17 protein-coding genes and 1 other annotated feature (1 of these 18 only partly in view) are annotated in these 20351 nt (G+C 46.9%); of the genes, 2 read left to right on the forward strand and 15 right to left on the reverse strand.

Annotated features, from left to right (window positions below; all coding sequences use genetic code 11):
- Window positions 1-58, reverse strand: a binding site (T-box leader) (it extends 157 nt beyond the left edge of the window).
- Between the two features lie 226 nt (window positions 59-284).
- Window positions 285-1466: an exonuclease SbcCD subunit D gene (locus tag MZO40_RS03715; RefSeq protein WP_105961843.1), complete on the forward strand. Its 1182-nt coding sequence runs from the start codon at window positions 285-287 to the stop codon at window positions 1464-1466.
- 2 nt (window positions 1467-1468) lie between these two features.
- Window positions 1469-4651: an SMC family ATPase gene (locus tag MZO40_RS03720; protein ID WP_252133106.1), complete on the forward strand. Its 3183-nt coding sequence runs from the start codon at window positions 1469-1471 to the stop codon at window positions 4649-4651.
- Window positions 4652-4848: 197 nt separating this feature from the next.
- Here MZO40_RS03720 and MZO40_RS03725 read toward each other — a convergent pair whose 3' ends face one another.
- From MZO40_RS03725 to yhbY, 15 genes are all read right to left on the reverse strand, one after another.
- Window positions 4849-5817: a UbiA family prenyltransferase gene (locus MZO40_RS03725; RefSeq protein WP_082230251.1), complete on the reverse strand. Its 969-nt coding sequence runs from the start codon at window positions 5815-5817 to the stop codon at window positions 4849-4851.
- Window positions 5818-6419: 602 nt separating this feature from the next.
- A complete protein-coding gene (locus MZO40_RS03730) occupies window positions 6420-8168 on the reverse strand; it encodes a hypothetical protein (protein ID WP_252133107.1) in 1749 nt (582 codons plus the stop codon).
- A 231-nt stretch (window positions 8169-8399) separates the two neighbouring features.
- Window positions 8400-10043 carry a HAMP domain-containing histidine kinase gene (locus tag MZO40_RS03735; protein ID WP_105923714.1) on the reverse strand — a complete coding sequence of 548 codons (1644 nt, stop codon included), beginning with the start codon at window positions 10041-10043 and terminating at the stop codon, window positions 8400-8402.
- The gene (locus tag MZO40_RS03740) at window positions 10043-10729 is read right to left on the reverse strand and encodes a response regulator transcription factor (RefSeq protein WP_003638551.1); all 687 of its coding nucleotides are present in this window, start codon (window positions 10727-10729) and stop codon (window positions 10043-10045) included. Before MZO40_RS03740 ends, MZO40_RS03735 begins: the two co-directional genes overlap by 1 nt.
- A gap of 191 nt (window positions 10730-10920) precedes the next feature.
- Entirely contained in the window at window positions 10921-12270 is a 1350-nt protein-coding gene (locus MZO40_RS03745; RefSeq protein ID WP_105961847.1) for a replication-associated recombination protein A, read from the reverse strand.
- 183 nt (window positions 12271-12453) lie between these two features.
- Window positions 12454-13890 carry an NADP-dependent phosphogluconate dehydrogenase gene (gene gndA, locus MZO40_RS03750; RefSeq protein WP_088769627.1) on the reverse strand — a complete coding sequence of 479 codons (1437 nt, stop codon included), beginning with the start codon at window positions 13888-13890 and terminating at the stop codon, window positions 12454-12456.
- Between the two features lie 397 nt (window positions 13891-14287).
- A complete protein-coding gene (locus tag MZO40_RS03755; RefSeq protein ID WP_105921374.1) occupies window positions 14288-14872 on the reverse strand; it encodes a PepSY domain-containing protein in 585 nt (194 codons plus the stop codon).
- Between the two features lie 654 nt (window positions 14873-15526).
- Window positions 15527-15706, reverse strand: a complete 180-nt coding sequence (gene rpmF, locus MZO40_RS03760) for a 50S ribosomal protein L32 (RefSeq protein WP_003638547.1) — start codon at window positions 15704-15706, stop codon at window positions 15527-15529.
- A 59-nt stretch (window positions 15707-15765) separates the two neighbouring features.
- Window positions 15766-16320 (reverse strand): DUF177 domain-containing protein, encoded by a 555-nt coding sequence (locus MZO40_RS03765; RefSeq protein ID WP_252133108.1) that lies wholly within the window; start codon window positions 16318-16320, stop codon window positions 15766-15768.
- A gap of 105 nt (window positions 16321-16425) precedes the next feature.
- Window positions 16426-17595 carry a nucleotidyltransferase gene (locus tag MZO40_RS03770; RefSeq protein WP_105961849.1) on the reverse strand — a complete coding sequence of 390 codons (1170 nt, stop codon included), beginning with the start codon at window positions 17593-17595 and terminating at the stop codon, window positions 16426-16428.
- Between the two features lie 28 nt (window positions 17596-17623).
- Window positions 17624-18358 (reverse strand): class I SAM-dependent methyltransferase, encoded by a 735-nt coding sequence (locus MZO40_RS03775; protein WP_056952418.1) that lies wholly within the window; start codon window positions 18356-18358, stop codon window positions 17624-17626.
- Entirely contained in the window at window positions 18355-18711 is a 357-nt protein-coding gene (gene rsfS, locus MZO40_RS03780) for a ribosome silencing factor (protein WP_003638543.1), read from the reverse strand. The genes MZO40_RS03775 and rsfS overlap by 4 nt, the downstream gene beginning before the upstream one ends.
- A 17-nt stretch (window positions 18712-18728) precedes the next feature.
- Window positions 18729-19346 carry a bis(5'-nucleosyl)-tetraphosphatase (symmetrical) YqeK gene (gene yqeK, locus MZO40_RS03785; protein ID WP_105961850.1) on the reverse strand — a complete coding sequence of 206 codons (618 nt, stop codon included), beginning with the start codon at window positions 19344-19346 and terminating at the stop codon, window positions 18729-18731.
- Window positions 19330-19965 carry a nicotinate-nucleotide adenylyltransferase gene (locus tag MZO40_RS03790; RefSeq protein ID WP_050338818.1) on the reverse strand — a complete coding sequence of 212 codons (636 nt, stop codon included), beginning with the start codon at window positions 19963-19965 and terminating at the stop codon, window positions 19330-19332. The genes yqeK and MZO40_RS03790 overlap by 17 nt, the downstream gene beginning before the upstream one ends.
- 12 nt (window positions 19966-19977) lie before the next feature.
- Window positions 19978-20292, reverse strand: a complete 315-nt coding sequence (yhbY, locus tag MZO40_RS03795; RefSeq protein WP_003638540.1) for a ribosome assembly RNA-binding protein YhbY — start codon at window positions 20290-20292, stop codon at window positions 19978-19980.
- Window positions 20293-20351: the final 59 nt, after the last annotated feature.

Below are 20351 nucleotides of genomic sequence, written 5' to 3' on the forward strand. Positions count from 1 at the left end.
ACTATCCATGGTCGCTTTGAATTATATTCCTGGCTACTCTTCTCATCATCGCTTAATTTTATAATTTAATATTAATGTTAAACATCGAAGAATGCAACCTCAAATCATCTAAAATGTAAAATGGAAGTGAATTTGTCATAGATATGATTTAACGACTACACATGATGCGGCCACTTTTACGTTAATCAGTTTTGACCGTTCTACCGCGTCCCCCTGCCACGTATTTTTACCAAAATATGCGATAATAGAACTCAATGATTCAATCATTTAAGGGAGGACCTCACATGAAGTTACTACATACGGCTGATTGGCATATCGGTCGCACACTTAACGGCTACTCGTTGCTGGACGAACAGGAGGCCGCATTCAAACAAATCTTGGCGATTGCACTCGCTGAAAAGGTGGACGGAATCGTCATCGCCGGCGATATTTATGACCGGGCGGTTCCGAGCACCGATGCGGTCACGTCGCTTGACCACATGTTGCAAGCGATCAATATCGAACATCACCTACCGATTTACGCGATTGCTGGGAATCACGACGGCGCTAAACGTCTCAATTACGGTCGTGAATGGCTGGCGTACACCAACTTCCATCTCAACACGTTACTCGCTGAGGCCTTTACACCGATTGAAACCCCTGAGGCCCAGATTTTCATGTTGCCATTTTTCGACCCAATCGATGCGCGGGTCTACTATCAACAACAAGGCTTACCCGAAAAACAAGTCAAAGCGATTCATACGATCAATGACGCCATGCAATTGGTACTCGCAGACTTGACCGCCCAATTTGACCCAACGAAACGACACCTGCTGATCACACATTTCACGGTCACACCCAAAGCCGACGACGACTTGGAACTGACCAGTGAAACGACGTCCAAGGTCGGTGGTTTGGCAACTTTAACGACCGATTTATTCAGTGATTTTGACTATGTCATGCTCGGGCACATTCACACTCGGCTGGCCTCACCAGACCCCGACCGCATTCGTTACTCAGGGAGTCCCGTGAAGTTTAACGTCAAGGAAGCTAATCCTAAATTTCATGGAAAAGGTGTCGAAATTATCACCATCACCCCAGACGATATCACCCACGAGTTTAAGCCCATTCAGCCTAAGACTGATTTGGTGAGTCTAAAAGCACCGTGGGACACCCTACTCGACCCGGAATTCTATCAACAGCAGCCTTTAAAACAGGCGTGGTTCGCGATTACGGTCCAGGACTTCGATCGTAGCAAACATCTCAACGTCCGGGCTCAGCTAGAACAAATTTATGGGACGATCGTCGAACTTGATTACGAAACACACCATCAAGCCGCAATGATGAACCATGCACAAGCGCTCGACACGTTATCGCCGGATGCGATTGTCGGTCAGTTTTTCAATGATATTACTGGTCAGCCACTTTCGAAAACGCAACAGCAGCTTGTCGATCAAATTTTTGTCAATTTAAGAAAAGAGGATTAGCCGTGAAACCCGTCTACTTAGACATGACCTATTTTGGTCCCCACGAACACTCCATTATCGATTTTAGTAAACTTGAAAGCACCCCGATTTTTTTGATCAGCGGCGATACTGGCGCTGGTAAATCAACGATTTTTGACGCCATGACCTTCGCGCTGTTCGGGACGACAACTAACGATGGTACTGACGGCCGCGCCGCTAAGGACATGCGCAGTCAGTTTGCTCCGGCTGACCAGCCGACTCAAGTCATCTTCTACTTTGAACAAGGTAATCAGCTTTACAAAATCAGCCGGACACCGGAGCAGTCGCTAGCTAAAAAACGTGGCTCCGGAATGACTCAGCGGGCTGCGACTGCCAAACTAGCAGTAGTCGACCACGTTGGTGGCGTAGAAATCAATTCAATTGCGACGAAACCAGCCGACGTTGGTCCGGAAATCGGTCAAATTCTAAACTTGACTGCCGACCAATTCAAAAAAATCATTCTATTACCACAAAACGATTTTTCAGAATTCTTGAAATCTAAGACCGACGATAAGGAAAAAATTCTGAAGAAGATTTTTGGAACCCAGCTTTACAGTGACTTTAGTGCGGCCCTTAAAACCGAATACCTCGCCGCTCGCAAAACTGGCGAACAGTTTATCACGGATTTACGGGTCGCTCTATCATCGACCACTTGGACTGACGATGAACAAGCGCAACTCAAGGCCACGCCGGATGATCAAAAAGTGTCCCTGTTGACCCAGTTCGTTGCCACTCGTCAAACGCGCCTTGAACAAGCGCAACAGGCCACTGAAGCACTTGATGCGACCGTTAAGCAGGCAGAAGCTGTCAACCAGGCCGGCCGTGACCGTCAGCAGCAATTCAAACGGTTAGCGGATGCCCAAACAGAGTACCAGACTCAGGTCCAACAACCAGCAACCGAAATGACGGCGATGCGGCAGCACATTCAAGCCCTGACTTGGTCCGAGGGCTTGCAGTCGACTGCTCAAGACCTACTTCGGCGCCAGCAAGAACACAAACAGTTGTCAGAAACCCAAGTCCGGATCGCGACTAACGTCAAACAGACTGAGGCTAAGGCTAAAGCTGCTCAGGCCGCCCTTAAACAGTTGGCGGCACAAGGTGAAGACAACCAGAAACAGCAACAACGCATCACCCAACTGACGACGTTGATTCCACAAGCAAGCCGGATTGAAAGCTTGACGACCCAACTAGCAACGTTGACCCCGGAATTTAATAAACTCCAGCAAACAAAGCGGCAACAACAACAGCAGCTTACTGATTTAGATGAGCAAATTGAAGCAAAGCAAACCGAGTTGCCAGAAGTCGAAAAATTGCGGGCAACCAAGGATCATTTAAGCCAGCAACGGTCCACGTTTATTGAAACGCTAACGCCGCTTGACCATCAGTGGCATCAAGCCAAAAAAACGGCCGCCGACGCAAATGCTCTGCTGACGAAGCACAAAACTGCACTCACCGACGCACAACAAAAATTCGAAGCAGCTCAACGTTCGTTTGCCCAACAACGGGGCCGTCGCCAAGAACTCATGATTGCCCAGTTGCAACAAGAACTGGTCGACGGTGAGCCCTGTGCCGTCTGTGGTTCAACCGACCACTCGCACATGGTCGCAACCATCAGCGCGAGCGAAACTGAATTGCGACAATCGATGACTGCCGTGGATGATGCCCAAAACGCCGTTGCCAGTACCCAACAAGCGTTCAAGTCGGCACAACAACAAGTTGAAGCTGCGCAAAAAAGCGCTGAAGAAGCCGCGGCTCAAGTTGAAGTGGCTGCCAATGAGATCAAAACCAGCTATCAACAATTGGTGGTCAGTGCTGGACTAGAATCAATTACCATCTACAATTTAAAGACAATTACAGCCAATTTTGACACACAGCTACACGAAATCAATCAACAATTGACGGCCGCTCAAGAACTTAGTATCGCGATTGATGAACTTAAGACAAACCGGCAAGCGCTCCAAGACCAAGTCACGGCCACCAAACTTGCGGTCACGCAAAAGCAGACGCAAATCGACGCCAAAACGACTGACCTGCAGCACGCCCGAACAGAAACGCAACTTAAGGCTGATGAGACCAGCCAAACGCTACGTCATGAAAAGCAACAACTTGAAAAAGCTGTTGCGGATTATCAAAAAGAAGTTGATACGGCCAAGGACGCGGCTCAAGCCAGTGAAGTGGCCTTATCAAAAGATCGGATGCAACAAACTGATTTGGCAGAACGCTTAGACGCAAATCAACAAGCAACGGTCGAACTCAATCAGACGTTAACGACTGCGCTAAACACCGATGACGCGCCCACCCATGACACCGCCGTTTTAAACGCTTGGTTAACGGAATTGTCAGCTGGACAACTCAGCAAATTGCAGGTCACGGTTGCTAAATATGACGAAACTAAATCACGTTTGACCCGCGAGATTAAAGAATTACAAGCCGCACTCGCTAACGTTGAACAGCCCGATTTACCGGCACTTCAAGCCCAGCTGGAATCACAGCGACAACTGCGTGACCAAGCCATTCAGCAACAAACGGTCGCTAAACAGGCGTTCACCGATGGCGATTCCTGTTTGCAACGTGTCCAGAAAATCATGCAGCAACAAGGTAATTTTGCCAAACGATTCGCCGAAATCACCGGCTTATATAACATTATCACCGGTAAAGACGGCAATGAATCCAAGCTCAAGCTGGAGACCTATGTCGTTCAACATTACCTCCAGCGAGTGCTCAACTATGCCAATGAGCACTTCATTAACTTGCTGTCGAACAACCGCTATACGTTCGAGTTAGCGGATGAAGCCAGTGACAAGCGCACCGACCATGGTTTAGACATTAACGTCTACGATAACGAAACGGGAAACTCGCGCTCCTCCAAAACTTTGTCCGGCGGCGAAACCTTCATTGCGGCGCTGTCAATCGCATTGTCGCTAAGTGAAGTCGTTCAGTCCTCGGCCAACGGAGTCCAAATCGACGCTCTCTTTGTCGACGAAGGCTTCGGCTCGTTAGATGATGAAACCCTTGAAAAGGCCATGCAAGCGCTCGAAACCATTGGTGAAAATCGGATGGTTGGCGTTATCAGCCACATTGAATCGATGAAGCGTACGATTGGTCAACAAGTACTGATCAAAAAGCTCGGCGATGGCCGCAGTACGGTTCGTCTGATCAGTAAATAGTGTCGAGCAATTATTATTGAGTCACAATTCTCCCCATAAACAAAGGACCTGTATCCAGTCACCTATTGAAGTGGTGACCGGATACAGGTCCTTTTTGACGATTGTTTTGAGCAATTGAAGTTAGTGGTGCTTTTGATAGTTCTATCAATTAAGAATGGTAGAACGTCTGAAGATGCCTCAGTGACTCATCTAAAACGCTAAAATAAGATGCCTAAAATCAAGCCTAGTAGTTGCATACCTTGAAACAGCATCAAATTTTGTGGCGCCGTGTTGAACGTGGTTTCCTTGACTTGAACTGCATTGAAGGCCCGAATATTCTTCAAAATTTTAGGCAACACAAGCAACACTAATAATTGCGTGATGGGTAAAATTTGTAAGGCGACGCTAATCAGTACCGGGATGTAGCCCAGTAATGCCAAAGTATCATAGACCTTCAGTGACCAGCGATGCCCGATATAATACGGGACCGTGTAACGTTCGTTGCGAATATCCTGCTTCAAATCGGAAATGTTATCCGCGAGCATGATATTGGCAACTAAGAAAATGCCAGGTAAGCCCACTAAAATCATGACGAGGATATTTTGCAGGTTACCGACAATCGCAAACTGTGGCCAATCAAAAGTCAACCCTGCTAAAACGGGTGTCGCAACGTTCATATAGACGCTCAAGAAGAAGACGCCAAAGCCTTCAACGCAGCCTGACAGTAGTTCACCGAGTGGAAAGCGGGAAAATGGGACTGGTCCGTAAGTGTAAAAAATTGCGACGCCAATCGCCGCGGCACCCATGAATAACAATAACCAGTTTGTCAAAAAGACTAGCACCAGGCCCAAAATAATAGCTGTCGCTAGCATCACCAGCATTAACCGCAAAGAACGACGCGGTGACAAATGTTCACGCCCCACGATGTTATAAGTATCGCGATAATGCAAATCCTTAGCTAAATAATAATCCTGCACGTTGTTGAATCCCGTTACAAACAACGCAATCGCAACTTGTGCAATTAGATAAATTAACGAATTAATCCAATTGAACGCGTGAAAATAATAAATTGAAAATAGCACCCCGATAAAATACGGCACCACGCTTGCCGCTTTGGCATTCAGCCGGATAAACTCCAAAAAGATTTTGAAAGTCATCGGCCGATAAGCCGTTTCATTGGTCAACAATCTCGACCCCCCTGATAAAATTAAAGACGCTTGCGCGTTGCACTGTGGATGGTTAAGGTCGATAAAAATAATTGTGACAACTTCGGTTCAAAAGATCGAACCGTCCGCTGAGAACCGCTCACCAACCCATTGTCCCCAATGAGGTCCGTATTTGATTGCGACCGAATCATAAGTCGGATTCACATCCGCTAAATACCGAACGACGCACAATCAGCTTTTATCGTAACCTGACTCACAATGCCTCCTCTTCCACTATATCAAAGAAGTAGACTTGTGAAAACCGTTTCAAGTGTAAAATGTCACAAATCAGCACGATTACACGTGCTAGCCATAACCATCGACGGGCGTTGTGCTTGTTGTTACTGCCGTTATGAGTTGGCCATAGCGAAAATCAACATGTGCACTAGTTATTCGGCCGTCAGTCGACGCGTGTCACATCAAACGTTCCAATTACGACGTGCTAGGCCAAAATAAGCGCCTCCACAACAAAACGACACTACCAATGCAGACAAGCTTGATACTTGCGCTCATTAGTGGTGTCGTTTTTTAAGACTAATTAACACGATTGAAGATTGCGACCTTCACGTGATTTATTTTGCATTCTAGTTAGCAACGACCTTCATCAATTCCGGTCCCTTGTTGGTTAACAAATACCCGGTGTTACTGGTATGTTGCCAAACGAGGCCTTCAAATTCACGTTTGCCAGAGAAGTTGCTGCGACTGACATCTGCGGTGCTCAACTTACCCAGTTTGTTAGCTGGTACCGAAAAGATACTCTCGTCAGAAACTAAGTATAAGCGACCGTTATTCGAATTGTAGCTCATTGATTGCAAGACCTGCCCGGGGGCCTGACTCAAGCCCTGTTTGACCAAGCTAAAGTGGACGCGGTTGACCCCAAGCGTCCCCTTGTAAAACTTGACTGAATTCACCGGTGCGGTCGGCCAAGCGGACTTGGTCTGGGTCCAGAAATAGGCATTCCCGCTGTTATCAAAGCTGAGAACGCTGCCCATGTGGACCGTTGACTTCAAGGTAAAGTTGACAATCGCATTCGGCTTCAAGGTAGACATGCTCAAACGTTGAACGGTCGCGGTCGTACTATTCTTATAAGCCTTGATAAACCACAATTGATTCGTTTTCGGATTCAACGCCAATGACTGCACGTGGCCAGCTTTGAACTGCGGACCGACTTTCATACAAGCGAGGACTTGCCGGTCCAAGGCAGTCGTTGTGCCTCGATAGTAACGATTCGTTGCGCGCCGAATCATTGATAAACTACTCCCACTAGCATTCAATAGCTGGTTTAATTTGGTCCAATCATACCGAATCACCCAACCAGTCTGATTTTCATCACTCGCCTGCTGGTTATCGTTGTACATCACATATAAGTAGTGATCGTCCTTAGAAAACGCGGCACTTTGTGGATTACCGAGGATCGATTTACGACTAAAGCCCGGATAATCGATTGGCAGGTAGACTGCCGTCTGAAAATGATACTTGCTATAAGCATCGTTTGTCGACTTGGTCAAAGGTAACGTATGTACAGCCGTCTGAAAAGAATTCGTCGTACTGTAATCTGAATCATAGGTGTAAGTGATTTTACCCATCGTGTATCCGCTGCTGTTGACGGTTGAAAAATCTTGGGGCCGATACGGCGAGAGGACGTTGCCACTCGTGGCGTAACTGGTCAGCCCATTGGCCTTGGATGTCACCTTAGTCTTACCAATGCTACTTTCACTGACAATATCGCCACTTACGGCCCAGCCATGCGTCGACCCCGCAGTCACGTAATTATACGTATACGCTCGGCCGCGCTTGTAAATCACCCGTGTTTTCGTCCGCGTGTACACCAGATTAGCGTTCAATGACGTCTTCGCCTTAAGTTTCACATAATTATTAGTCCCACTGATTTGATAAATTTTACCCGTATGACTAGCGACTTTATCGTATGCGCTCGCAGTCGTTTTTTTAGCAGTCTTGGCCTGATAATCTTTTCCAGCTTTCAGGTAACTGCTGGCGACCCAGCCAGTCGCACCATTCTTAGCGCTTTTGACATAATAATAACGAACTTTACGATTGCCCTTATAAACATACGCCTGTTTGGTGCGCGTCCATGTCGAATTATGATAAGACTTGAGCGCATGATTAGCGTGCATCTTCGTCTTCTTCAGCGACCCGCTAAACGTATAAGTTTTGCCCGTATTACTCGTTGTATAATACGGTTTACTAGCCACCTTAGTCGCTGCTGTTCGACGGTAGGTTGCCGCCGAGGCGTGGGTCGGTTGACTCACGATGGCCGTAAAACTGCCGGCACTAACCAATACCCCGATTCCAGCTTTGATTGCCCAATGCATCTTGACCACTCCCTTTTTTGTTTATTGCATGAATAATTATGCTAATGTTATTTTAGCACAAGATAAATCTATTTATTAAATTTTTTATAAGTTAATTAGATCACTTGTTATATCTAGTCCCTGCTACGCTTCATTATCATGTTAGTCACACCCAATCGTGCAAAAAAACACACCTGTGAGTCGGCGGTTTGCCGCTCACAAGTGTGTGATTAGAGCTGATTAAATTTGCAATTACTTTTCGTGTTCGTGATCATCCAACGGTGGTTCGTCTTCATCACGAGTTGCGGGTTTGATCCCGGCTGGAAGTTCCGACTTTGCAATTTTCTCCACGTCATTGGTTTCAGCTTCAGCTTTTTCCAACAATTTGGCATCGCGCAAAATCGGTAACTGGAACCGGAAAATCGACCCTTGGCCAACCACCGACTCCACACTGATATGGCCATGGTAGCCTTCGATTAAGCGTTGGGCGATAGACAAGCCCAGGCCATTTCCGCCCTTATCGCGACTACGCGCCTTATCGACCCGATAGAAGCGGTTGAAGACGCGGTCCAAATTATCCTTAGAAATCCCCTCACCGAAATCTTGAACGGCGACTTCCACATACCGGTAGTCGGTCGATAACGACAAGTGAATTTCCTTACGACGCGTCGAATACTTGACGGCGTTGTCGAGCAAGATAATCAAGACTTGTTCGAGATGATTCCGATAGATCTGCGCGTACACCGGCTTTTTGACATCATCATCAAACGTAAAACTAAAGTCTGGATGAATCATCTTGAAGTCGTTAAACGCTTGTGTGACCAATTTTTGGACGTCTGAAGTCTCATGACTGAAGTTGATTTCCAACTGTTCAGCACGTGACAAGTCTAACATTTCTTGAACCAAACTCTGCATCCGTTTGGTCTCGGATAAACTGGCCGCTAATGATTCGGATAAGACTTGTGGATCATCCTTGCCCCAGCGATTCAGCAGTTCCATGTGTCCCTGAATAATGGCAACTGGCGTCCGCAGCTCATGGGAAACGTCCTCGACGAACTGCTGTTGCTGCGTAATGTAGCGTTGCATTTGGTCCAACATGTCATTAAAGACGACTGCCAAATCGGACAATTCATCATTGCGTTTGAGGTCTGGCACCCGTGAATCGGTCTGGGGGTCGTCATTGACGGCATTAATGGTCTGCTTGATTTTACGCATCGGTCGCAACAGGAAGGCCGCCAAGAAGTACCCTAACAAGGTTGCGCCAAAAATCGTAATCATCGTCATCACGATGAAGATCCAAATCAAGTTTTGCGTTGTCGCATGGTATTCGGATAAGTTATCCGTCACCTGGGTGTAACCAATCAACTTATGATTGCTGGCGGCATAAATTGGTGCCCGCCCGACCAATTCAGCGTTGCTCCCGTGCCCGACTAGTCGAACTTGGCGTGACCTGTTTTTCGAAAATTCATGAGCATCCTTGCGTGACAAATAGAGCGTGTTGCCATTTGGGTCATAAACGGTCACGGCTAAATTCGTCCGCGATAAGGCTGTCAGGTCAGAATCGGTAAAAATCTTGCTTTGAAGGACGCCGTGTTTACGTTCACTCATACTATTGGCCGGCTCAACACTGGCTTCCGGCTGCAATTTGGCCGCGACGGATTTAATCGTCAATCCGGAGCTTTCGGTTCGTAATGATTGTTGGACTGTCGTGACAGCACTAGCCACGTTCCGTTGCTCTTGGCGCAATAAGAGGTTCGTGAAACTCTTATAGACCAATAAAGAAAAACAAATAAAAATGAGCGCGGACCCAATTGCGGTCCCGAGCGCCCATTTCCATTTTAATGACCAACGGCGCCGTGGTTTAGGCGTCACTTGTTTGGTATCAGTCTCAGCCATTAAGAACGAATCACGTATCCAGTCCCACGAACAGTTTGGATGTAACTCTTTTCACCTGGTCGGTCAATCTTGTTACGTAGATAACGAATATAAACGTCCACGACGTTGGTTTCAACTTCAGATTCATAGCCCCAGACCTTGTTCAACAAGACATCTCGTGCTAAGACCACGTTAATATTTTCCATTAAAGTCAGTAACAGTTCATATTCACGTTTGGTTAAATTGATGACCTCGTCACCACGCTTAACGACTAGGTTTTCCTTTTCAATCGTCAAGTCCTTGTAAGTGACCGTCGTTTGCTTGGTACTTTGTTGTTCGCTTTCCAAATCAATCCGCCGAAGTAAGGCCCGTAGCCGTGCTAATAATTCTTCGATGGCAAATGGCTTAACGATATAGTCGTCAGCACCATGATCAAGTCCAGAGACCCGGTCGATCACAGAATCGCGAGCCGTCATCATAATGATTGGTGTATTCTTGACTTCACGCACCCGCCGACAAACTTCAAGTCCATTAAGTTCTGGTAACATTAGGTCTAATAGGATGGCATCAAAATCTTCAGCTAACGCTGCGTCTAACCCCTTACGGCCGTTATATTCAACTTGAATATCATAGCCTTCGTGTTTTAATTCTAATTCAACGAAGCGTGCGAGGTTTTTTTCATCCTCAATAATTAATATTCGACTCATTTACTTTTAGTCACTCCTAATATTCAACTTTATCTAAAAACCGTACGAATCAGTGATTCATCACCACTAACCTGCGTTAAGCTAGTACAACATGTTATTTTAACATGAAAACGCTGAATTTCCTACACCCCAACCAGTCTCTAGTCCTCACTCAAATCTAATTTTAGCGAATTCTCATTAAATTGCAATTTTTATGTCTCGTCATCTGGCTGGTCATTCGACTGGTGTTGCTGGTGCCACTGACGAATTGCAGCCAGCCGTTGTTGCCAGGCTTTCTCTTGTCCTTGGCTGGTTGGCTCGTAATAATGATGCGTACTCAACTCGGCTGGCATCGTGGTCATGGTCGTTAATTTATCGGCTGTGTCATGTGCATATTGATAATCGGAACCATAACCTAAATCTTTCATTAATTTTGTGGGTGCATTACGAATCTGTAATGGCACTGGCAAATTCCCCGTCGCCTTGATGTCAGCTTGTGCGGCTGATTTCGCTGCATACAGCGCATTGGATTTCGGCGCGAGCGCCAAATAAGTGACTGCTTCGGTCAGGTTGACGTCACACTCTGGCATCCCAATCATCTGGCAGGCTTGAAAGACCGCGACAGTCAGCGGCAAGGCTTGGCGGTCTGCCAGGCCAATATCTTCACTGGCAAATCGAATCAGCCGGCGCGCAATGTATAGCGGATCCTCACCACCCGCAAGCATCCGCATCAACCAGTAAATGGCAGCATCCACGTCACTATTCCGCATCGATTTATGCAAGGCAGAAATGATATTATAGTGTTCCTCACCATGCTTGTCGTAGCGCAATGACTTGGTATTGATCAGCTGCGATAATCCAGCCGTAGTGATCGTCACGTCTTGTCCATGACGGTCGCCGTTTAGCACCGCCATCTCTAGTGTATTTAGCGCCATCCGGGCATCCCCATTCGCAAATTCCGCAATTAATTGGAGCGTATCAGGTTGCAGATGGATGGTTAAGTCCGGGAACCCATTGGGATTGTCTAGCGCGCCTTGCAAAACGGCGACCAATGCGTCCGTCGTCAATGCTTTTAAGACTAACACTTTACACCGTGAGAGTAACGCCGCGTTGATCTCAAACGATGGATTTTCAGTTGTCGCCCCAATTAGGGTGATACTTCCCCGTTCAACATACGGCAAAAAGGCGTCTTGTTGGGCTTTATTGAACCGATGAATTTCATCAATGAATACGATCGTCTTTTCACCAAAATCGCGGTTGGCTTCGGCCTCATCCATAATTTCACGAATCGCCTTGATGCCACTAGTGACCGCGCTAAACGTAATAAAATGCGACTGTGTCTGCTGGGCAATGATTTCAGCCAATGTCGTCTTACCGACCCCGGGTGGTCCCCAGAAAATCAGCGACGGTAACTGGTCTTCAGCAATCAGTTGCCGCAATAGTTTACCTGGGCCTAATAAATGGTCTTGGCCTTTGAAGCCATCCAAGTTCACCGGCCGAACCCGATAGGCCAATGGACTCGCGCTGGCCTTGTCGGGATTAAATAATGATTCTTGCCGCATGGCAATCCCTACTTTCACGAGAATACTTAGTTCTATTTTAACGCAAACATATGTTCTTAGCCACTAAAACCCTCATTTAATCAAACTTGCACTCGTTTTGCCAAAATTCATCTCACGACAAAATAAAAAACTGCGACCAACAATCAAAATTGTCGGTCACAGTTCATTTCAATTAGCTAAACTTTATTGTTCTTCGTACCAACTGTAATGGAACAAGCCTTCACGGTCAGTCCGTTCGTAGGTGTGGGCACCGAAGTAATCCCGTTGTGCTTGTAACAAGTTAGCAGGTAAAACTTCTGCACGGTATGAGTCATAGTATGACAATGCCGCACTGAATGAAGGTACTGGTACACCAGCTTGGATGGCAAGACTCAATACTTCACGAGTTGATTGTTGATACTTAGCTGCGATTTCAGCAAAGTAGTCGTCCATCAACAAGTTGTTTAAATCTGGCTTCTTATCAAATGCATCGGTGATGTTTTGTAAGAATTGGGCCCGGATAATGCAGCCGGCACGCCAGATTTGAGCAAGTTCACCGAACTTCAGATCCCAGTTATAGTGTTCAGAAGCGAACCGTAATTGTTCGAAGCCTTGCGCATAACTCATGATTTTACTGAAGTAGAGCGCTTGACGAATCTTTTCAACCAATTCTTCCTTGGCTGGTAATTTAACGTCAGCAGTTGGGCCAGCTAACTTCTTAGAAGCAGCAACCCGTTCGTTCTTCATCATTGAGATGTAACGTGCATAAACGGCTTCAGTAATGACTGATTGTGGGACTTGGATGTTCAACGCATCTTCGGAACTCCACTTACCAGTTCCCTTGTTGTTCCCACGGTCTAAGATCATGTCAACGATTGGCTTGGTCTTGTCTTCGCCTAAATCATCTTTACGTGACAAGATATCAGCGGTGATTTCGATCAAGTAGCTGCTTAATTCGCCCTTGTTCCAATCAGTAAAGATATCGGACATTTCGTCAACCGATAACCCAGCAACGTTACGCATAATGTTGTAAGATTCGTCGATTAATTCTTCGTCCCCGTATTCGATACCGTTGTGGACCATCTTGACGTAGTGACCAGCACCATTCGGGCCAATGTAAGTGACGCAAGGTGCGCCGTCTTGAGGGGCCTTAGCAGAGATCTTTTCCAAGATTGGGGCAACTAAGTCATAAGCTTCCTTTTGGCCACCAGGCATCAATGATGGGCCTTGTAAGGCGCCTAATTCACCACCGGAAACACCCATGCCAATGAAGTTGATTCCTGATTTGTCCAAACGAGCGTTACGAGCCATCGTGTCGTTAAAGTTGGTGTTCCCACCATCAATTAAGACATCGCCCTTATCTAGTAATGGTAATAATTCATCAATCACAGCATCAGTTGGCTTACCAGCCTTGACCATCATGATGATTCGACGTGGTGTTTCAAGTGAAGCGACAAAGTCTTCGATCTTGTAACTTGGAACGAGTTGCTTATCAGCGTGGTCCTTAACGACCTTTTCAGTCTTAGAACCCGTCCGGTTAAAAATCGCAACTTTGTAGCCGCGGCTTTCGATGTTCAACGCCAGGTTTTTACCCATGACGGCCATCCCAATGACACCAATTTGTGGTTTTTCATTACTCATTAGTTTATTGCCTCCCAATTTTTAATACGCAACTATCGTACCAGAAAAAGCGTTCTTTATAAAGTAAATGACCGCAAATTTCAAAATTAATTTCATATAAGTCATTACAGGAAGAAATTAATTTTCATGAATCATGCTATTTTCTAAGTTCAAGACTAGTTACCATTGAAATTCGTGGCATCAAATCGAACAGTCCGCGTTATCTCGCTTAAAACGGCCCATCACCCTCTCTGGGGCAACGCGCCGTGTATTTGGGCATATTTATTATCGAGCTTCTGAGAGCGCATTGGGGTCACTCACAGGCCTTTTGCGCGGATACTTTCAGTAAGAACCTTTTCAATTGCGTGACTCATGACTGGTTGATTCTTCGCCACTGTTTACTGACAACCAAGTGACCCTAATCGTCATGTTCAGTTTTCAAAATACTTCCTTCCTGGGCGTCAATCTTAATCTCAACTTGTTGTTTTCCTTGATGCACCTGGACTTCCCAATAAGTCGTGCCGTTGTCCTTATCCAGTTTGAGCTCACTGGCATAACCGCCATTACGATCATGGACAGCAATCGCAACCGCTTTACTAGGACTGATGACCTTTTTCAAATTGAGTCGGTCGTTCTCAACCTCAGCTTGGTCGTCCTGGTCCAGCCGTTCGGAGTGTTTGCTGATGACCTTTCCCGTCCGCCCGTTCAGCTGTAATTCGTGCTCCTGAGTGCCACCGACACCTTCCAGCGTATAAACGGGGCGGCCGAGTTGATCTTCTAGCTCAATACTCGTCAAACTAGCATCCGGATATTGTTGTTGAAATGCCTTGATGGCCGCGTTTAAGGACACCTTCGTCGTATCCGTCACACTTTTGGTCGAACTACTTTGACTACTACGCGACTGGCTGGTCGCCTCGTCTTTTTCCGACTGCCGGGTCCCACACCCCGCTAACAAGATCACACTTAGCAGTACCAGCCCGACGCCACTTCTTTTGCTCATCATCGCCATAACCTCCTTGTCGCTGCGTCAGTAACAATCGTCATGGGACTGTGCCCATTTGTTTCCCTTAGTATACGGAAGCCTGATGAGGTCTCGCAATCAATATGCAAAACGGCCCGGTTGACCATGTGGCGTCGCAATTAGGCTGAAGGAACTGGACCAATTCAAGCCAAGGAACATCTGCTGGGTTTCCTCAACCTAGCTGGACAAGGCCGCCCTTGATTTTCCGTCAACTTTGCTTAACGAAATGCTAAGCAAGACTGCTTAGAGCAAGTTCCCAGTCAACGCCAAAGATGGTCACACCCAGTTACTCCTAATTCTATCAACCAACTCCAATTGACGAAGGTGGCTGCTGAAAAACTAAATGACTGATTTTTAGTTCACCACTCCAAAGCAAAGTCAGCCCTCAAAATGGGAATTAATCTCCACTTTAAGTGCTGACTTTGTATTTTGAGGAATGTCGACAACGTAATTTGATCGTTCGACAGGTTTTTCAGCAACCTCTGACCAAGAGCCCTGTTTTGGACGAAGCCCCCCAAAATTCACTTTATTGAAGACACTAAAAAAACCCGCCTAAGCGAGTTTTTTAAGATCGTATTATGGTAACGAAAAGTGCCATGCGCCATGGCCGCAATGTCACTGTTCACCAACTAACAATTAGTTGTTTACTTTTACGACTTGCTTGCCGTTGTAGTATCCACAACTTGGGCAAACACGGTGTGATACACGTAATTCGCCACAATTTGGGCATGGTGCCAAATTTGGTGTAGCCAATTTAATATGACCACGACGGTTGCGTTTACGCATCTTAGATGTTCTTCTTGCTGGTACAGCCATCAACCTACACCTCCTTCAAATGAATTCACATAATGTGATTTTTGATACGCTTAGCTAACTTAATCCTTGTCTTCCTGATCAGGGAACAGGTCTTTTAACTTAGCTAAACGCGGATCAACAGTTTTAAGTTCTGCAGCCTGCAACGCTTGGTCGTCCTCAGAGAGAACTTCCCAGCCCTTACCTGTTGGCATTGGGGCCCCGTCTTGCTCAGCTTCAGAAAGAATCTGCATGGGGATGTGAATTAAAATATTATCCTCCACAGCGACATCAAAATCTAAAATATCATCTTCAGGTAAAATAATTACCGTATCGGTCTCCTCGTCAAAGCGACTGAGATCCGTTCCCTGGGGAACATAATATTCTGTCATCTGAAAAGCCAATGGCACATCCACTGGCGTTAGCGACCGACTTGACGGCAACGTTAACGTCGCGTCAATCTTCGCAGTGATCAGCACGTTATCCTTGTCATAACTGGCCAAACCCGTTGCGTGAACGGATTTAACATCGATAATTTCAGGATAACGGCTCATCAAGGAGTGTTTTAAGTCCAATGCTTCATCAAACTGGAGTGGCGTTTCACGGTACGTTTTAAACTGTGAAAGTGACCATTTCATTTAAAAACCTCCTAATGCAACGTGATAAATTATACCTGTGTAAAAATCCTTTGTCAATGTTTTTTCCTTGACAGGTCAAAATGCCCGTCATCAGTCCTAACCATATCAAGAAAGTTCTGGTTGGTCAACTGAAATTGCTGGCATTCGCCAAGGTCGCCGATATAAATCTTGAGACTGTCCATTAATTAATTCATAGACCCGCCCCGCTCGGTAATCAAGATTAAGCGCATGTTGTCGTAAATCTTGATTAATTTTGGTATACAGTGGTAGCGGCAATTGTTTTTTGACCTGATGCAAGTAAGCCTGACCCTTAGGGGTAAACCCGAGCAACCGTAAATACGGTGCTGCTTGGGCGGCCTGCACCTCCTGTTGCGTCAGTTGCAATAAAGCTGCCGTTGCCACGCGTTGGAGCCGCGTATACGTGTACCGTTTGGACTTGACAAGGTGCATAAAGTTATCAAAGTCCGTCGCTTGTTGGGCCATCGCTTGCATGCGATACTCGAGTCCTTCTGCCATTTGGTCGTATTGCCCGCTATGAGCCACGTCGACCGTTAGTAGTTGATAATGCAGCAACGGCCAAAAGTCTCGCCACCGCTGCAACCGCTGGCTCTTTAACGCCGTCAGTGTATCGCTCGGCACGACTGGCGCAATCGCAGGCCAATCCTGCGCAAAAGCTGCCTGACGAATCGCTGTGCCACTCGCGTACGCTTTTCCAGTCGTTATCGTCGGCGTAGCATGGTCGGCCTGTTGGCGCTGGATGGGATACAACTGCATCGGGTGCGCCAAAGCCTGATTGGCGGTGTAATAACAAAAGCTCAGCATGTCATTGGCCGCCGTTAATGTCACCCCAGTCGCCGCTTTTAAGGCAGCGTTGAACTGCGTCGCATAGGTGGCGTTGTAGTGACTAAACGCATCTTGATGGCCTTCAATTTCAGCCGTCAACCGTTTAAAGTCTAAATCCGGGTGTTCCGCGCCAAAAACGACACTCGTGCAACCCAGTGCACTGAGCAACCGAATGCCACCCTCAGCGAATAAGTGGGCCGGCTGCGTGGCATAAAACACCGGCAATTCAACCACCAAATCCGCCCCGTTTTCCAAGGCTAGCTTAGACCGGGTCCACTTATCCAGAATGGCGGGTTCACCACGCTGTAACCAATTGCCGCTCATGACGACTACGACACAATCGGCACCAGTCAGCTGTTTGGCACGCTGCAAGTGATAGCGATGACCATTATGCAATGGATTATATTCAGTTATTAACCCGACTGCTTGCATCGACTAGGCCTCCCAACACTCACTCACTTTATTTACGACATTTGAAGAACCAGCGCGTCGTCTGGGCATCCGGTTGTTGCCGACCAAAATCCGCACTCACCGTCACTTGACTGAATCCAGCCGCCTGCAGTGCCTGCTGGTAATCAGCTAACACATACGTGCGTTCTTGATGTAATTCGCTGACTTCATCGAAAGCTTGTTTGTCTTCATTGTAGATAAAAAACGTCAAATCATGCTCGGCACTGTGCGGTTGTTCCCCGGCATAACTGGTCCACATAAATGCCCGGTCTTCATCACGATAGTTATACATATAACCTGGATAGACCTCATCCGTTTGATACGGCGTAATCACGTCGAAGAGGAATTCACCACTCGCCGTTAAGTGCTGCGCAACCTGCTCAAAAGCCTGCTGCACCGTCGCGATATCAGGCAAATAGCAAAATGAATCGGCAAAACACGTGACAGCATCAAACTGGCCAATGGCTGATAAGTCCAGCATGTCCCCTTGTAAGAGTGGTAAGGTCACCGCCGCCTCATCCGCATGGTTTTGAGCCAATGCCAACATATTGTCTGATAAATCTAATCCGGTCACTTGATAACCATCCTGTGCGAGTAACACACCCAATCGACCCGTTCCACAGGCCAATTCCAACAATTGACCGTCCTTATGAGGTAACTCCCGACGGACAAAATCCAGCCATTGCTGGTACATGGCTGGATCAAAAAGTTCATCGTAAAGTTCGGCAAACGTCTGATAAATCATGCGTTGACCCATTGATCAACGTCTACCAATGGGGCGTCAGACCACAACTTTTCAAGGTTGTAGTGTGCGCGCGCATCCTTTTGGAAGACGTGTACGATCACGTCACCGGCATCGATCAAGACCCATTCACCGGCAGTCCGACCTTCGACACTCTTCACGTCTGAACCTGCCTTGCGAATAAATTCAACGATGTTATCCGCGATGGCTTGAACTTGGCGTTTGGAATCAGCTGATAAAATCACAAAATAATCAGCCATCAAGCTAACTTCAGCGACGTCCAATGCGACAATGTCATCGGCCCGCTTGTCATCAGCAGCCTCAACAGTTAATTGTAAAAGTTCTTTGCTATCCATAAAACTCTCCCTTAAATTTAGTTGGCATATTCAGGTGCAACGCCACCGACCCAGGCATTATAAGTTGCTAACGTCTGTGGATAAACGGGCGCACCCTTTTGAATTAAATAGGCTAATGTATGTTGAATCTGGAAACGGACTCCCGCTGCAAGCGACTCAGCAGTCGCCTTGCGCGCTTCATCAACGCCTGGGAAATCTCGCGCCGGTTCAATAAAATCAGCCATAAAAATAATTTGATCTAATTTCGTCATATACGGCGCCCCAACGGTGTGCAACCGCACTGCGTTGAGAATCGCCTCATTATAAATGTGTAGTTCGTCCTTGATGAGTTCAGCACCAACATAGCCGTGCCATACCCCGTTACCATATGCCACCAAGTCTGGTGCCATCCCCCGCGACTTGATCAGCTCGATAAAGGTCGCGTCGTCACGCTGCTTGGCGTAATCATGTAACAAGCCCGCAATTCCAGCTAATTCAACGTCCACGCCGTTGGCTGCAGCTAACTTTCGCGCCGTTTGTTCAACACGTAAGCAGTGCTGATAACGGCTATCAGTCAACTGTGCTGCGACTTTGGCCATTAACGCTTCGTGGCTATATGGAACAATGTCTTCAGTATACTCAATCGTTTTGCTCATACAAATGATGCTCCTTAATATAAGCGGCCACGGCTTCCGGCACTAAATAGCGAACGGAATGGCCATGACTGATTTTTTGACGAATCTGGGTCGAACTAATGTCAATCAGTGGTGCATCGACCCAGATGACGGGATATTGACTCGTCGTCGGATACCCTGTCCGTTTGATACCGACAAAGGTGACCAGCTTCACGAGATCCTCGATATGGTACCATGTGTGCAAATAATCGACCATATCCCCGCCGATAATAAAATAGTACTGGGTATCTGGATGTTTCGCCTTGAGTGCCTTCATCGTGTCGTAAGTATAACTCTTACCACCCCGCTCAATTTCGGCAGTTTCCAACCGAAAAAGCGGATTATCGACGATTGCTTCTTGGACCATATTGGCCCGGTCCTCGACCGCAATCGTCTTTTTTTCATCAACGTGTGGTGGCTCAGCATCCGGCATGAAGCGAACCTCATCCAGACCAAGCTGGTCACCAACTTGTTGGGCCATGATCAAGTGTCCTAAATGCGGTGGGTTAAACGTGCCACCTAAAATACCAACACGGCGTCGAGGTCGATTCGTCACCGTTTCCGTCAGAACTTTCGTCGCTGTTTGATTAACCGTCTGCACCCGTCATTCCTCCTATAACTTTGCAACTTCTAATGAGTAGTGCCGGTCTTCCTCATGACTTGCTGGCAAGTATAGGACCAGCACCCGGCCAATGGTTTGAACAACCGTGATAGCCGTATTTTGTTCGATGGCCGCCTTCACATCCGCAGTCGTCACATCGGCATTTTGTAAGATGTTAACTTTGATGAGCTCGCGTTTGTCGAGTGCACCAGTCAGCTGTGTCAACCACTCATCAGTCAAGCCATTCTTACCCACGGCAAAAAGTGGCCGCATGTGGTGGGCTTCACCACGTAAATAGTGCTTTTGTTTTCCACGTAAATTTTCCATTAAATTTGATTTACTCCTATATTATGGTTAGTTTGACTGGCTGAACTCGCTGTCGATCC

The organism is Lactiplantibacillus sp. B652, assembly GCF_023806745.1.
Taxonomy (GTDB): Bacteria; Bacillota; Bacilli; order Lactobacillales; family Lactobacillaceae; genus Lactiplantibacillus; species Lactiplantibacillus pentosus.